This window comes from Paraburkholderia sp. Ac-20347, from assembly GCF_017104805.1.
GTDB classification, from domain to species: Bacteria; Pseudomonadota; Gammaproteobacteria; order Burkholderiales; family Burkholderiaceae; genus Paraburkholderia; species Paraburkholderia tropica.
In genome coordinates, this window is the sequence record NZ_JAAGPN010000192.1 from 1 (window position 1) to 15,562 (window position 15,562).

10 protein-coding genes are annotated in these 15,562 nt (G+C 64.2%); 5 read left to right on the top strand and 5 right to left on the bottom strand.

All coding sequences use genetic code 11. The annotated features are described in order from the left end of the window. On the top strand, positions 1-308 hold a 308-nt coding region (locus G3N97_RS27660), incomplete at its 5' end, for an iron chelate uptake ABC transporter family permease subunit (RefSeq protein WP_205996196.1). A gap of 234 nt (positions 309-542) precedes the next feature. Further along, complete coding sequence (locus G3N97_RS27665; RefSeq protein ID WP_241030864.1) at positions 543-2,660, top strand: TonB-dependent siderophore receptor; 2,118 nt, start codon at positions 543-545, stop codon at positions 2,658-2,660. Positions 2,661-2,714: 54 nt separating this feature from the next. On the opposite strand, the gene G3N97_RS40030 is transcribed toward G3N97_RS27665, so the two are convergent. Further along, positions 2,715-4,265 (bottom strand): methyl-accepting chemotaxis protein, encoded by a 1,551-nt coding sequence (locus G3N97_RS40030; RefSeq protein WP_205996198.1) that lies wholly within the window; start codon positions 4,263-4,265, stop codon positions 2,715-2,717. A 278-nt stretch (positions 4,266-4,543) separates the two neighbouring features. On the opposite strand from G3N97_RS40030, the gene G3N97_RS27675 reads away from it, so the two are divergent. Both G3N97_RS27675 and G3N97_RS27680 read left to right on the top strand, forming a co-directional pair. Further along, entirely contained in the window at positions 4,544-5,785 is a 1,242-nt protein-coding gene (locus tag G3N97_RS27675) for an MFS transporter (RefSeq protein WP_205996199.1), read from the top strand. 247 nt (positions 5,786-6,032) lie between these two features. After that, complete coding sequence (locus G3N97_RS27680; protein WP_205996200.1) at positions 6,033-6,995, top strand: LysR family transcriptional regulator; 963 nt, start codon at positions 6,033-6,035, stop codon at positions 6,993-6,995. A gap of 111 nt (positions 6,996-7,106) precedes the next feature. On the opposite strand, the gene G3N97_RS27685 is transcribed toward G3N97_RS27680, so the two are convergent. The 3 genes from G3N97_RS27685 to G3N97_RS27695 form a co-directional block, all read right to left on the bottom strand. Further along, positions 7,107-8,693, bottom strand: a complete 1,587-nt coding sequence (locus tag G3N97_RS27685) for an aldehyde dehydrogenase (NADP(+)) (protein WP_205996201.1) — start codon at positions 8,691-8,693, stop codon at positions 7,107-7,109. Between the two features lie 2 nt (positions 8,694-8,695). After that, complete coding sequence (locus tag G3N97_RS27690; protein WP_205996202.1) at positions 8,696-10,366, bottom strand: thiamine pyrophosphate-binding protein; 1,671 nt, start codon at positions 10,364-10,366, stop codon at positions 8,696-8,698. Positions 10,367-10,515: 149 nt separating this feature from the next. Beyond that, positions 10,516-12,720 (bottom strand): TonB-dependent siderophore receptor, encoded by a 2,205-nt coding sequence (locus tag G3N97_RS27695; protein ID WP_205996203.1) that lies wholly within the window; start codon positions 12,718-12,720, stop codon positions 10,516-10,518. A gap of 725 nt (positions 12,721-13,445) precedes the next feature. Between G3N97_RS27695 and G3N97_RS27700 the strand changes: the two genes are divergently transcribed. After that, entirely contained in the window at positions 13,446-14,582 is a 1,137-nt protein-coding gene (locus G3N97_RS27700) for a porin (protein WP_205996204.1), read from the top strand. Positions 14,583-14,723: 141 nt separating this feature from the next. Here G3N97_RS27700 and G3N97_RS27705 read toward each other — a convergent pair. Then, a partial coding sequence (locus tag G3N97_RS27705) for an iron-containing alcohol dehydrogenase (protein WP_205996205.1) occupies positions 14,724-15,562 on the bottom strand: 839 nt, incomplete at its 5' end.

Sequence of the window (15,562 nt, forward strand, 5' to 3'; positions counted from 1 at the left end):
TGGGCCGCGCGCGCTTCGCGCTGCTGCTGCTCGCCGCGCTGGCCACCGCAGCCGCCACCGTGGTGGTCGGGCCGCTGTCGTTCGTCGGCCTGATCGCACCGCATATCGCACGCTTTTCCGGCGCGCGGCGGCCGATGCCACAGCTCTATCTCGCGGCGACGCTCGGCGCGCTGCTGATGGTCACGGCGGACTGGCTCGGGCGGCAAATCGCGTTTCCGCAGGAAGTGGCGGCGGGCCTCGTCGCCACGCTGCTCGGCGGTCCGTGGCTCGTCGCGCTCGTGGTGCTGCGCGGCCATCGACGCGCGTAGGCAAATCAAGGGCAAACGGGGCCCTCAAAACACCCGTCCATAACGATCGTCCCTCGCATTTTTTTACAGCCCGCCTTTGAGCGGGAGGAAGTCGTTCGGCCTTTTTCAACAGTGGGATGATTGACGATGACAACGAGAATAGACCACCGTGGTGCGCAGCGCGCGCCGGCTTCGGGATGGTGGAGGCTGGCGCCTCGCCGTGTAACGCGTGCCGCGCCGCGCTTCGCGCTCACCATGACGCCGCTCGCTTTCGCGGCGCTGAGCCTCGCTTCGCCGTGGGCGCGCGCGCAAACCGCGCCTGCCGCGAACGGTAACGTTCTGCCCGCCGTGACGGTGTCGGGCACGAACGACACCGACGCAACCACCGAAGGCAGCGGCACTTACGCCGCGAAGCAGGCCACGATCGGCGGCAAGGTCGCGCAATCGATCAAGGAGACGCCGAACTCGGTCTCCGTGCTCACGCGCCAGCAGATGGACGACCAGAACGTGACGACCATCCAGGACGCGCTGCGCTACGTCACGGGCGTCAGCTCGATCGATTACGGCGACGGTACCGCGTATTTCCGCGCGCGCGGTTCGCAGCTCGGCATCGAGTTCGACGGCGTGCCGACCTTGAGCGGCCTGCAATATCAGCTGCAATTCGATCTGGCGATGTACGACCGCGTGGAGATCATGCGCGGCCCGGCCGGTTCGATCGACGGCATGGGCGAGCCGGGCGGCGTGGTGAATCTCGTGCGCAAGCGCCCGCAGGATCAGTTCCATCTGTCGACCGAAACGCAGGTCGATTCGTTCGGCAGCGTGCGCCAGATGATCGACGTGACCGGGCCGCTGAACAAGGACGGCACGCTGCGCGGACGCGCGGTGCTGGTCGGCAGCGACGGCACGCAGTCCATCGACCGCACGCGCAGCAAGGAAGTGATGGCCTACGGCGCGCTCGACTGGGATCTCACGCCGCGCACGACGCTTTCGCTCTCGGGCGGCTATCAGGTTTCGCCGATTTCGGGCATCGACTACGGCGCGGGCGGCGTGCTCAACAGCACGCGCACCGCCCTCACCGGCCGCGTGCCGAGCTCGTTCACGCAGAACTTCAGCCCGAGCTGGAACTACGCGTACACCTCGCTGCAGGAAGGCAACGCGAACCTCGTGCATCGCTTCGAAAACGACTGGCAATCGTCGACCACGCTGTTCTATCGACACGAACTCTCGAAGGCGTATTACGCGTACTCCGGTCCCGGCGCGACCGCGAACGGTCTCGCGCTCTACGGCGATCAGCGCCAGCGCACGAGCTACGACTGGTTCGGCGCGGACAGCAACGTCTCGGGTCCGATCCATCTGTTCGGGCGAACGCATACGCTGACCATCGGCGCGAATTACTCGGTGATGACGTCGAGCGCGCAATCGGGTTATCTGGCGCTGAGCGGCCCGTACGGCGGCGCGTTCAGTCTCTACGATCCGAACGCCGTGCCCGCCGTGGACGTGCCCTACACCTTCGGCACCAATCATCGCACCGTGCAGTACGGCGTCTATGCGCAGGCGCGCATCAAGCTCGCCGATCCGCTCACGCTGGTGCTCGGCGGCCGCGAGGCTTTCCTGCAGGACCGCACGCAATCGACGCTGCCGAGCGTCGGCGACTGGACCACCAACGCGCAGATCAATCACCGCTTCCTGCCGTCCGCCGGGCTGCTGTGGGATATCGTGCCGTCGATCACGGCCTATGCGAACTACGCGCGCTTTCTCGACGCGCAAACGGAGAGCACGTATTCGGGCGCGGGCCTGCCGCCGCGTTCGGGCGAGCAGTATGAAGTGGGCGTGAAAGGCAGTTTCCTGAATGGCCGCTTGAATGCGAACGCTGCGTTGTTCCGTATCGACGACAACAATCGCGCCGTGGCCGATCCCGCGCACCAGTATTACTACGTGTCGGCGGGCAAGGCGCGCGATCAGGGCGTGGAACTCGAAGTCACGGGCCAGCCGATGCCGGACTGGAACGTCTACGCGGGCTACACGTATCTGAATGCGCACTACGAGAACGATTCGCCCGATCTCACCGACGGCACCGATCCGAAGCACCTGTTCAAGCTGTGGACGAAGTACACGTTCTCGCGCGGCACGTTGCGCGGTTTCTCGGTGGGCGGCGGCATGCTCGCGCAAACGCGCATTTCACGCGGCGTCGAACAAGGCGGTTATGCGATTTTCAATGCGCAGATCGGTTATCGATTCAACAAGCATGTTGAAGCGTCGCTGCAATTGAATAACGTGTTTAATCGCGAGTATTACATTCGTCCGCCGAGCACGTATTACAGCGTATTCGGCGATACGCGCAATGTCATGCTGACGGTTCGATCGGACTTCTGATGATTCGCTTGCGCCGCGCGAAGGCAATATCGCGCGGCGCAATGCGATGTGTGCTTAATTGCGCACCCGGAAAACACCGACCACTTCATCGAGACCGCTCGCCTGCTGCGCCATTGCCTGCGCCGCCGCCGACGCCTGCTCGACCAGCGCCGCATTCTGCTGGGTCGCGTGATCCATCTGCGAGACCGCTACGTTCACCTGGCCGATCCCCGTGCTCTGCTCCTCGGAAGCCGAGGCAATTTCGCCGAGGATTTCGTTCACGCGCGAGACGTCGCGAATGATATCGGCGATCGTGCTGCCCGCTTCCTCGACCAGCCGCGAGCCGGCATCCACGCGCGACGTCGCCTGACCGATCAGGCCGCGAATCTCGCCCGCCGCCGTGGCCACGCGCTGCGCGAGCGTGCGCACTTCCGACGCCACGACCGCGAAACCGCGACCCTGATCACCGGCGCGCGCGGCTTCGACCGCCGCATTGAGCGCCAGAATATTGGTCTGAAACGCAATGCTCTCGATCGCGCTGATGATTTCGTTCATGCGCCGCGAGCTGTCCGCGATCCCCTGCATCGTCTCGACAACTTCGCCCACCACCACGCCGCCACGTTGCGCCGTGTCCGACGCCGCGCCCGCCAGCGAAGTCGCCTGACGCGCGTTCTCGGCGTTCTGGCGCACGGTCGCGGTCAGTTCTTCCATGCTCGATGCGGTTTCTTCGAGCGACGCGGCTTGCGCTTCCGTGCGTTGCGAGAGATCCGAATTGCCGCTGGCAATTTCACGCGCGGCGGTATTGATCGCGCTCGCGCCATCGCGCACGCGGCCGATCATGTCGACGAGATTGGTTTGCATCGCCTTGACGCCTTCGAGCAATTGCCCCATTTCGTCGAGCGATTGGACTTCGATACGCGCGGTGAGATCGCCGTTCGCAATCGCCTTGAAATGCGCGAGCGCCTGCGCAAGCGGACGTCCGATGGCGCGTTGCAACGCGATCCACGCGAACGCGGCGGCGCACAGCGCAAACAGCACGCCCAAGACGGCCACGGTCACGAACCAGTGGAAACGCTCTTGCGCGCGATCGTATTTGGCGACGGCAAAACCGGCCTGCATTTTCTGCAACGCGTCGATGTTGCCCGTCACGTCGCCATATAACGCCGACGACGTATTCTGGACTGCCGAGCGAATCTGATTGCCGTCCTTCGTTTCGATCGCGCGATAAATCGGCTCATAGCCGTCCTGCAACAACTGCTTGAGTTTGGCGTCGATTTCGTCGGCCTTGCGCGCTTCCTCGTCGTTATAGCTGGGCAGCTTGCGATAAGCCTCCCACGACTGTTTCGCGTGATCGAGCTGATCGCGCGAGTTCTGTTCGGAGCGCGCGATGTCGGGTGCATCGGGCGCGATGCCGATGCGGAACAGCCACAGACGACTGCGCGCCAGCGCGACGCTCGTCTGGCTCAGCGCCACCGCCGAACCCAGTTGATTGGAATACAGCGTTTGCAGATCGTGATTGCTGGAACTCACACCTGCAACCCCCATCGAGCCGCCAATGACCAGTAGGCAGCCGAGAAACCCCATCGCGAGAGCCAGGCGCGCGCGGATTGTAATTTTTTTAAACATATCGCAGAGTGAAATCGCTGAAAGAACAGAGGAATTCAAATTCGTGCCGCTGCCTCCGTCTACGGCAACATTCATTGAAACTTGAGAAGCTTGAGCATTCCATAGCGTTATTTACGCACTCTGTCTTTTTTCGCATATCTGCTATGCGTCATACGCAAGGGCGGCAATCGGGCATGCCCGCATAATCACTGTCACAAGTTATTTCACGGTCAGGCAGTCTTTGCCCGACCTTCGATATAAAACAAAGCGGGCGGCAGCCTGCGCTGGAGATCAACCTCATGCAGACGTGGTACAGCACCATGAATTCCTCCCAGCGGCGCACCTTTTGGGCGTGTTTCCTCGGCTGGGTTCTGGACGCCATGGACGTGCAATTCTTCGCGTTCGTCATTCCCACCCTGCTGACCGCCTGGCACATGACCAAGGCGCAGGCCGGCGTGATCGGCACCTCGGCGCTGGTTGCCTCGGCTGTGGGCGGTGTGATTGCGGGCGTGCTCGCGGATCGCATCGGCCGCGTTCGCGTGCTCAAGCTCGCGATTCTGTGGTTCTCGCTGTTCACCGGCCTCTCGGCGTTCACGAACGGCTTCCATCAATTGCTGTTCACGCGCAGTCTGCAAGGTCTCGGCTTCGGCGGCGAATGGGCCGCGGGCGCGATCCTGATCGGCGAAGTCGTCGACAAGCGCATTCGCGGACGCGCCGTGGGCTGCGTGCAAAGTGGCTGGCCCGTGGGTTATGCGCTCGCCGCGCTGCTCTACTGGGTGCTGTTCAGCGCGCTGCCCGAACAATATGCGTGGCGCGTACTGTTCCTGCTGGGCATTCTGCCGGGCCTGCTGGTGCTGTGGATGCGCCGCAATGTCGACGAATCGGCGGCCTTTGAATCGGCAGCGGAATTCCGCGCGCAAAGCGGTCTGTTCGACACCTTCGGCCGCATCTTCGCGCCCAGCGTGTTGCCGCACACCCTGCTGGCCTCGGCGATGGCAGCCGGCGCGCTCGGCGGCAACTACACGATTCTCACGTGGCTCGTGACGTATCTGCGCGAAACGCAAAGCCTGACCATCAACCTGACGACGATGTATCTTGCCGTCAATATCTTCGGCTCGTTCTGCGGCTACGTCGGCATGGCGTATCTGAGCGATGCGATCGGCCGACGCTGGACCTTCTCGCTCTCGGCGGCCGGCGCGACGCTCACGGTGCTGGCTTATACGCACCTGCATCTGCCGATGTCCGCGCTGCTGGTGCTGGGCTTTCCGCTCGGCCTGTTCCAGTCGGGCATCGTCTCCGGCATGGGCGCGTGCTTCACCGAGCTGTTCCCGGTGCAGATCCGCGCGTCGGCGGGCGGCTTCTCGTACAACTTCGGTCGCGGCATCGGTTCGCTGGTGCCCGCTGCAGTCGGCATCACGAGCGCGTCGGTCGGGCTGGCGAAGTCGATTGGCGTGTGGGCGGCGGCGTCGTATGTGGTGGTGTTCATCGTCGCCGTGTTCCTGCCTGAAACGCGCAACAAGCAACTCGAAGGGCAAGCCTGATTTTCACGCTTGATCGCTTCGCCTGAATTCGACTGAATTCGACTGAAAGCGGCGCGTGCCTGGGTCTCCGAACGATTCCCGGTCACGCGCCGCGTCCCTTTTGGTATCAAGGAAAACGTCAGCTTCCGGGTCATGACGTGATATAACGAGCACTTGCGCAATCCGTACCGGCCCGCGCCTGCGTCATGCGCGCGGCCCCCGCGGCCACCCCGGTACTCGCGTGTACATCGCCGCTCGTGAATCGCCCATGAACTCAGACGACCTCGCCGTCTTCGCCCACGTCGCGAAGACCGGCAGCATTTCGCGCACCGCGATGGAACTCGGCGCGAACCAGTCCACCGTCAGCCGCCGTATCGCCGTGCTCGAAGCCGAACTGGGCGTGCGCCTGTTCCGCCGCAGCGGCCGCGGCGTCGGGCTCACCGAACGCGGCGCCCAGCTGCTCGGTTATGCGCAAACGCTCGAACGCACGCTCGACGAAGCGCGCGGCGCGATGCGCAGCGGCGTCGAAAGCGGCCCCGCCCGGCTCGTCATCGCCGCTCAACCCACGATTGCCCGCATCATGTTCGCGAGCCTCGGCCATCGGCTGCGCGCGCGTTATCCAAATACGCGCGTGCGGTTTATCGAAGGTCTCGCGAGCCAGATTCTCGGCCGCCTGAGCGACGGCGAAATCGATCTGGCCGTCATGTACGTGCCCGAGCATCGCGGCGCGATGCAGTTCGACACGCTGCTCGCGGAACAGATCTGTCTCGTCGCGCCGGCGAATTACGCGCTGCCCGAAGGACCCGCCGATGTCAGCATGCTCGGCCAGGTGCCGCTCATTCTGCCGAGCACGCATCACGGCCTGCGCGTGCTGGTCGAATCGCTCGCGGCGCGCCACGGCTTCACGCCGCGCATCGTGCTTGAATGCGACGGCTCGATCTCGCTCACCAAACGTCTCGTGATCGCGCAATGCGGCTGCACGGTGCTGCCCGCCGCTTCCGTGATTGAGGAAGTCGCCGATGGCCGCCTGCAATGCGTGCCGCTCGATAATCCCGTGGTCATGCGCGACGTGGCGATTGCGTGGCCGCAAAATCGCACGATGCCGGACGGCGTCTGGAGCGTGGCGCAGATGATTCGCGACGTCGCCGCCGATCTCGTGACGAGCGGCGACTGGCCCGGCACGATGCTCACGCTCGCCGCGCCGGACGAGCCGCCGCTTTCGCACGACTGATTTCGACGATCCACGCTCGAAGCGAAGTCCAAATGAAAACGCCCGCAAACGCATCATGAGATGCATTCGCGGGCGTTGTGCTTTCCAGCTTTATGCCGGTTTATTCATGCCTTAATCGCGCTTCAGATCGCCGTCGTAAAGACGCCAGATGTCGAGCGGATTCGCCTGCTTGAGCGCTTCCGGCAACAGCGTATCGGGCACCGACTGATAGCAGACCGGCCGCAGGAAACGGTCGATGGCGGTTGCGCCGACCGAGGTCGTGCGCGTATCCGACGTCGCCGGGAACGGGCCGCCGTGCACCATCGCATGGCTGACTTCGACGCCGGTCGGGAACGCGTTGAACAGCACGCGGCCCGCCTTGCGTTCGAGCGTCGGCAACAGCGTGCGGACGTGCTCGTGATCGGCTTCGTCGAGATGCACGGTGGCCGTCAACTGGCCGCTCATGCGGCGCAGCACGGTGCGCAGCTCGTCGAGATCGCGGCACGCCACGATCAGCGAACTCGGCCCGAAGATTTCTTCCTGCATCTCCGTTTCCGCGAGGAACGCGCGCGCGTCGGTGCGCAGCAGCGCGGGCACCGCGTCGAACGCGCCTGCCGCTTCACGGCCGTTCGCGAGCGTCGTCACGTCGGCCAGCGCGCTGAGGCGATCGACACCGCGGCAATACGCGGCGTGGATGTTGGGCGTCAGCATGGTCGTCGCGGCCTTCGCGCTGATGGCCTGCGAAGCCTTCGCGCAGAACGCGTCGAGCGCCGCGCCTTCGAGCGCGAGCACGATGCCCGGATTCGTGCAGAACTGGCCCGTGCCGAGCACGATCGAATCGGCGTACTCGCTGGCGATCTGCTCGCCGCGCGCTTCAAGCGCGGCGGGCAACAGCACGACCGGATTGATGCTGCTCATTTCCGCGTAGACGGGAATCGGCTCGGGGCGCGCCTGCGCGATGCGCTGCAGCGCGAGACCGCCCTGACGCGAGCCCGTGAAGCCCACGGCCTGAATCTCCGGATGACGCACGAGCGCTTCGCCGACCGCCGTGCCTTCGCCGATCAGCAGCGAGAACACGCCGTCCGGCATGCCGGTTTCGCGTGCGGCGCGGGCGATCGCCTGCCCGACGAGTTCCGACGTGCCGAGGTGCGCCGGATGCGCCTTGACGATCACCGGGCAACCTGCGGCCAGCGCCGACGCCGTGTCGCCGCCCGCCACCGAAAACGCGAGCGGGAAATTGCTCGCGCCGAACACGGCGACCGGTCCGAGGCCGATGCGTCGCAGACGCAGATCCGGACGCGGCAGCGGCGCGCGCTGCGGCAGCGCCGGATCGATGATCGCGCCGTGCCAGCGGCCGTCGCGCACGACTGCCGCGAACAGCTTCAGCTGATTCACCGTGCGCATGCGCTCGCCTTCGAGACGCGGCATCGGCAGCGCGGTTTCCAGATGCGCGCGCTCGGTCAGCGCCGGGCCGAGATCGATGAGCGCCTGGGCGATCGCTTCGAGAAACGCGGCGCGCCGCTCGTCGGAGAGTGCGCGGTAGGCGTCGAATGCCTCGCCCGCCAGCGTGCACGCGCGCTCGACGTCGTCGGCGCTCGCGCAGCCGAAGGCGGGCGCGAGCGCCTCGCCGGTCAGCGCCGCGTGCGCGTAGGTCACGCCATCGGCGCCCTTCACCGGCGTGCCGCCGATGATCATCATGCCTTGAATGTCGGTTGTCATGCTCATGCGCTCAAACGGTTAGCGGGAGTGATCTGCAGCGGATCGGTGCGAAGCTCGATGAGCGCCGCCACGCCGGCACGCTGCGCGCGCTCGAAGGCCGCCGCGAAATCTTCGGTGCGCTCGACACGTTCGGCATGCGCGCCGAAAGCCTGCGCCATCGCCACGAAATCGGGATTCACGAATTGCGTGGCCGACACGCGGCCCGGATATTCGCGCTCCTGATGCATGCGGATCGTGCCAAGCATATTGTTGTTCACGACGATGACAATCAGCGGTGCGCCGAACTGCACCGCCGTCGCCAGTTCCTGCGGATACATCATGAAGCAGCCGTCGCCGGCGAAGCACACGACCGAACGCTGCGGATTCTGGATCTTCGCCGCGATGGCCGCCGGGAAGCCGTAGCCCATCGCGCCGTTGGTCGGCGCGAGTTCCGTGGCCGGGCTGCGATAGCGATAGAAACGGTGCACCCAGACCGTGTAGTTGCCCGCGCCGTTCGAAATCACGGCGTCGTCGGGCAGCACGTCGTTCAGATGCGCGACGACCTGCGCGAGATCCACGCCACGAATTTCCGCGCTCGGCGCGGGCGGCGTCGAATGCGCGACGTAGTCGGCGCGCGCCGTTTCCGTCCACGCCTGCCAGCGCTGTTGCGAGGCGGCCGCGACCGGCTTCACACCGTCGAGCGCCAGCGCGAATGCGCGCAGCGACGCGTGAATCGGCATGCGCGATTGGAACACGCGGCCGAGTTCCTCGGCATCGGGATGGACATGCACCATCGTCTGCTTCGGCGCGGGGCTTTCGAACACCGTGTAGCCCGACGAGGTCGTTTCGGCGAGACGCGAACCGACGACGATCACCAGATCGGCCTCTTTGGCGCGATCCGACAGTTTCGGCGACACGCCGAGGCCAAGCTGGCCGACGTAATGCGGATCGCGATTGTCGAACAGATCCTGGCGGCGGAACGAAGCCGCGACCGGCAGATTGTTGGCGTGCACGAAACGCTTGAGCGCGGCGCCCGATTCGGCGTCCCAGCCCGTGCCGCCGACCACCACCAGCGGACGCGTCGCGGCGTCGAGCAATTCGCGCAGCGTGTCGAGCGCCTGCGGCTCCGGCGCGGCATGCGCGATGCGCACGGCCGGTGCGTCAGCCACGGCGGCCGCGCCGAACAGCACGTCTTCGGGCAGCGCGATCACGACCGGACCCGGACGGCCCGAGAGCGCCACGCTAAACGCCTTCGCGACGATCTCGGGAATGCGCTCCACGCTTTCGATCTGCGTGACCCACTTGGCGATGCCGCCGAACATCTGGCGGTAATCGACTTCCTGGAATGCGCCGCGACCGATGAAATCCTGCTCGACCTGGCCGATGAACAGGATCATCGGCGTGGAATCTTCGCTCGCCGTATGCACACCGTTGCTCGCGTGCGTGGCGCCGGGGCCGCGCGTCACGAAACAGATGCCGGGGCGACCCGTCAGCTTTCCGTAGGCATCGGCCATGTTCGAGGCCGCGCCTTCGTGGCGCGTGGTGATCGTGCGCACGCCATGCGCGTCGTGCAAGGCGTCGAGCACCGGCAGATAGCTTTCGCCGGGCACGCAGTAGACGGTATCGACGCCATTGCGCACGAGCGCGTCCACGAGGATGCGGCCGCCGTTGCGCGGCTGGGCGGATTCAGACATGAGTTCAGGCTCCCTGTTGCAAGGTGTCGCGCGAACTCAGCCGCGGGGCCGGACGCGCTTCGGAATGCCTGAAATTATCCGGACCGCGCATGGCGTTGGGCGCGCGCATGCCGCATAGCAGCTATGCGCGGCATGCGCGATGGCTCCGTTTAGAAGTCCGTCGTCACCGAGAACCACGCCGTGCGCGGCTCGGCCTGCGTCAGATATCCGCCGAGCGCCGACGACCAGTACGAGCGATTGGCGAGATTCGTCACCATCACGTTGAAGCTCGTGTCGTGCTTGAGGATCTGCGTCTTGTAGCGCGCGCCCACGTCGAAACGCGTCCACGACGGGATCTTCTGCGTGTTCGCCGTGTCGAGATATTGCGAGCTGGTCCAGATCGCGCGGCCCATCAGCGTGAGGCCCTGCACCTGCGGCACGTCGTATTCGAGGTTCGCGTTGAAGGTCCACGCCGGCACGCCGATCGGACGATTGCCCTCTTCCGAGGCGTCGCCGGTATCCATCAGCTTCGCGTCGATATACGACACGCCGCCGATCACGCGCAGGCCTTTCAGCGGCTCGCCGTACACGGAGAATTCCGCGCCGCGATGGCGCTGGATGCCGTCCGCCGCGTAGATGTTGGTCACGCTGTTCGTGTACGCGACCTGCTGCTTGATCTGGTAGATCGCGAACGCCGCGCCGTAATGATTCGCGTCGTACTTGACGCCCGCTTCGTACTGTTTGGCGCGGAACGGGGCGAGCACCTGGCCGACGTTGGCCGCGGTGCTCGGCGCGGTGCCGCCTTCGACGAGGCTTTCCGCGCGGTTCGCGTAAATCGACAGATTCGGCTGGAGCTTGTAGACGAGGCCGAGAATCGGCGTGGTCGCCGATTCGTTATAGGCCGAGTCCTGCGTTTCCGTGCCGTATTCGTAGCCGTTTTCGACGATGTTCTGACGACGCGCGCCAACCGTGAACAGCAGGCGATCGTGGAAGAAGCCGAGCGTGTCCGACACGACGAAGCTGCGCATCAGCGTCGTGCTCGTCAGGCCCGGATCGGAGAAGTCGCCCGCGCCATACGTGGTGCCCGGGATCGCAACCGTCGCGGTGTTGTAGAGGCTCGTCGACCACGGGAGGCCGTAGCTCCAGTTATAAGCGCCGTACTCCGCGATGCGTTCGATCTGCCAGCCCGCATTGACCTGGTTCGAAACCGGGCCGAGATTGAACTTGCCGCGCACACCCGTCTGCGCCGAGATCGCGTTTTCCTTGAACAGCGTGTTCATCCGATACGCCGTCGTCGAGCCCGCATCGTAGGTGGGCGTCTCGTACTGCCCGAGTTCGGTCGTATGACGCGAGCCGATGCCCGCGTAAGCGGTCCAGTTCGGCGCGATGTCGTATTCGCCGCGCAGCATGCCGACCGTGTCTTCCTGCTTCGAATACGTCCACGGCTGCGCGTAGTTGTAGCTCGCCGACGGTGTGGACGGCATGTCGTCGCCCGTCACGAACACGCCCGGACGGCCGCCCGTGATGTTGTTCTTCTGATAGAGGAAGTCGGCGTTGAGGCGGAATTTGTCGCCGCGGTAATCGAGCGCGATGGCGGTCTGCTGCGAGTGATTGTCCTGGTTCTGCACGGCCGTGCTGCCGCCGACCACGGTCTGGTTCACGCGAATGCCAAACTGGTCGTTGTCGCCGAAGCGACGGCCCACGTCCACGTGCGTGCCGAGTTCGCCCGACGCGCTGCCCTCAACCGTCACGCGCGTGACGGGCTTGTCGTCCGCGACTTTGGTCTGCACGTTGATCGTGCCGCCCACGCCCGAACCGCCCGGCGCCGCGCCGTTCACGAACGCACTCGCGCCCTTGAAGATATCGACGCGCTCGATCGCGCCGGTGTCGACCATCTGGCGCGGCGTGAGGCCGTAGAAGCCGTCGAGGCCCACGTCGTCGGAATAGACCTGGAAGCCGCGGATGATATAGGTCTCGGAGAAATTGCCGTAGCCCAGCGCGGTGCGCACGGCCGGGTCGTTGGCGACGACGTCGGCGATCGTTTGCGCCTGCTGATCCTGAATCAGCTTCGACGTGTAGCTCGTCACCGAGAACGGCACGTCGAGCATCTTTTGCTTGCCGAGCACGCCGATCGACGCGCCGCTCGCGACCTGCCCGCCCGCGTAGGCCGGTGCGAGATCGCCGGGCAGCGCGTCGCGGTCGGCTTTCACACTCACGGCGGGCAGCACCGACGACTTCGCGCTGTCCGTGGTGCCGCTATCGCTCGTGGCGTCGGCAGCATACGCCTGGACGGACAGGCTCGCCAGCGCGAAAGCGGCGGCGGCGAGCGGAGCCAGGCGAAACGCCTGCGCGGGTGAGTGTGTGGTTCGGTTCATGAGTGGGTGTCCGCAGCGTAATCAGCGTAATGGCGGGTCGTTTGACCCAATGTGCATCAAAGGCCGCGATCATAGCTGCAAATGAGAATGATTCTCCTTACTGTTTGTCAGATTGGAAGGTTGCGGTAACTGCGAGTAAGAATCGGGCGCACACGGAAATCATGTGCGCGGACGCCCGCGGCCGTGTCGGCCTTGCGCGACAAGGCTCCGCGTCGATCGACACGTTTTAATGCCGGTAAACGAGCGTAAAAATTCGCGATGAACCAATCTGTCGCGGCGTGTTGCGCCATAGTCACATCACGTGATTGCGCACCACTTTCCTCTCACTCGTCGCACACATCCAACGACGCAAATCGACGCTGAAAATTTCTGCGAAATTCGCATCGAAAATTCCCCAAGACACGTTTAGTTTCGGAATAACGTGCATTTCATTGCGCTATTCTTCGCTCGCAATAATTCGTAATCTCGATTAACGAATATTTCAGAAAATTCGTGAGAATCGCGTTCCTCAGCGCGCCCGCAGCGAGTCGACGACGAACAAAACCCCCGTTTTTTACGGCACATTTCGATCGAACGTTCCCGCCGCGTAATAAACGGGAATAACAAAGAACAATCGGTGATTCGAATCGTGGCGTGCAGACCACAAGCGTAAAAAACAATTTTGGATATCGCGTTATGCTCCGCGCTCGCTCTCATCGAGCGAATAACAATTCCATGGAGTAACGATGAAAAAGACTACCCTTTCCGCTCTCGCAGTCGCGGCCGCCGGTTTCGCCAGCGTCGCCCACGCACAGAGCACGGTCACGCTGTACGGTTTGATCGACGCAGGCATCGCCTACAGCAGCAACTCGGGCGGCGCGCATGAATTCGCAGCCACCAGCGGCGCGCTGAACGGCAGCCGCTTCGGCCTGAAGGGTCAGGAAGACCTCGGCGGCGGCCTGAAGGCGATTTTCGTCCTCGAAAACGGCTTCAGCGTCATGAGCGGCGCGCTCAAGCAGAACAGCCGCATGTTCGGCCGTCAGGCATTCGTCGGTCTGTCGAGCGACCAGTACGGTTCGCTGACGCTCGGCCGCCAGTACGACAGCGTGGTCGACTATCTCGCCCCGCTCGCGCTCAACGGCACGCAATACGGCGGCACGATCGCTTCGCACCCGTACGACAACGACAACCTGAACAACTCGTTCCGTATCAGCAACTCGGTCAAGTTCCAGAGCGTCGATTACAACGGTTTCAAGTTCGGCGCCCTCTATGGCTTCTCGAACGAAGCTGACGGCTTCGCTGACAACCGCGCTTACAGCGTCGGCGCATCGTACGCATTCGGCGGCCTGAAGTTCGGCGCCGGCTACCTGCAGGTCAACGGCTCGGGTTCGAGCAACACGAGCGGCGCGGTCAGCACCGACGCGACCTTCACGGCAGGCCGTCAACGCACCTACGGCGCGGGCGTGAACTACGCGTTCGGCGCAGCGAACGTCGGCTTCGTCTTCACGCAGACGCAGCTGAGCAACGCCACGCTGATCGGTTCGTCGAACTCGGGCACGTCGTCGGGCATCGGCCTCGACGGCAGCGCGCGCTTCACGAACTATGAAATCAACGCGCGTTACAACCTGACGCCGGCCCTGTCGTTCTCGGGCGCGTACACGTACACGGACGCGAGCCTGAAGGGCGTCGATCCGAAGTACCACCAGATCACGCTGCAGTCGGATTACGCGCTCTCGAAGCGCACCGACGTGTACGCCGAAGCTGCGTACCAGCACGTGGGCAGCACGGGCGATTCGGGCATCGGCGCGGATATCGTCGGCTTCTCGGCATCGTCGTCGAGCTCGCAGGTCGTCGGCACGGTGGGCATTCGCCACCGCTTCTGATTGGTCTTGATCGCACCATGAGAGTCGCCCTGCGCGAACGATCGCATCGTTCGGCGCGGGGCTTGTCGAGCGTGTCGCAAGGCGTGTGACATGCGCGAATCGACGACCCGGTTGCCCGATGGGCGACCGGGTTTTTTACGTTTACAGGCCGTCGATTGCAACGATGACTTCGGCTTCGGCCATGTCGCCGACTCTCTCGACATAAGGCCGCCCGTAATAGCTATCGAGCAACACCTGGCGGATTTCGGCAATCAACGGATAGCGCGGATTCGCGCCCGTGCATTGATCGTCGAACGCATTTTCCGCAAGCGCGTCGAGACACGCGTGGAATCGCGCTTCGGGCACACCCGCCGCCTGAATCGACGCGGGGATGTTGAGCCACTGCTTGAGTTCCTCGATCCACGCCACCAGCGCCTCGACCTTCTCGTCCACCGACACACCGCCGAGCGCAAGCGCATCCGCGATTTCCGCGTAACGGCAGCGCGCGACGGGGCGATCGTATTGACTGAATGCGGCCTGTTTCGACGGCACGTCGTTCGCGTTGTAGCGAATCACGTTCGCGATCAGCAGCGCATTCGCGAGGCCATGCGCAAGACCGAATTCCGCGCCGAGTTTGTGCGCCATCGAGTGGCACACACCGAGGAACGCATTCGCAAACGCGATACCGGCCAGCGTCGCGCCGTTGTGAACCTGCTCACGCGCAACCGGATCGCCCGCGCCGCGTGCGTAAGCGGACGGCAAATACACCTTCAACAATTTGAGCGCCTGCAACGCCTGGGCGTTCGAATACTCGTTCGCCATCACGGAAACATACGCTTCGAGCGCATGCGTCACTGCATCGATGCCACCGTAAGCCGTGAGATCGCGCGGCATGTGCATGACGAGATCCGCATCGACGATGGCGATATTCGGCGTGAGTTCGTAATCGGCAATCGGGTATTTGTGGCCGGTTTTTTCGTCGGTCACGACGGCGAACGGCG

What these genes read in the sequence shown, in the direction of transcription:
- G3N97_RS27665 (WP_241030864.1), top strand. Translation starts at nt 543, where the DNA reads ATGACGCCGCTCGCTTTCGCGGCGCTGAGCCTCGCTTCGCCGTGGGCG.
- G3N97_RS40030 (WP_205996198.1), bottom strand. Translation starts at nt 4,265, where the DNA reads ATGTTTAAAAAAATTACAATCCGCGCGCGCCTGGCTCTCGCGATGGGG.
- G3N97_RS27675 (WP_205996199.1), top strand. Translation starts at nt 4,544, where the DNA reads ATGCAGACGTGGTACAGCACCATGAATTCCTCCCAGCGGCGCACCTTT.
- G3N97_RS27680 (WP_205996200.1), top strand. Translation starts at nt 6,033, where the DNA reads ATGAACTCAGACGACCTCGCCGTCTTCGCCCACGTCGCGAAGACCGGC.
- G3N97_RS27685 (WP_205996201.1), bottom strand. Translation starts at nt 8,693, where the DNA reads ATGACAACCGACATTCAAGGCATGATGATCATCGGCGGCACGCCGGTG.
- G3N97_RS27690 (WP_205996202.1), bottom strand. Translation starts at nt 10,366, where the DNA reads ATGTCTGAATCCGCCCAGCCGCGCAACGGCGGCCGCATCCTCGTGGAC.
- G3N97_RS27695 (WP_205996203.1), bottom strand. Translation starts at nt 12,720, where the DNA reads ATGAACCGAACCACACACTCACCCGCGCAGGCGTTTCGCCTGGCTCCG.
- G3N97_RS27700 (WP_205996204.1), top strand. Translation starts at nt 13,446, where the DNA reads ATGAAAAAGACTACCCTTTCCGCTCTCGCAGTCGCGGCCGCCGGTTTC.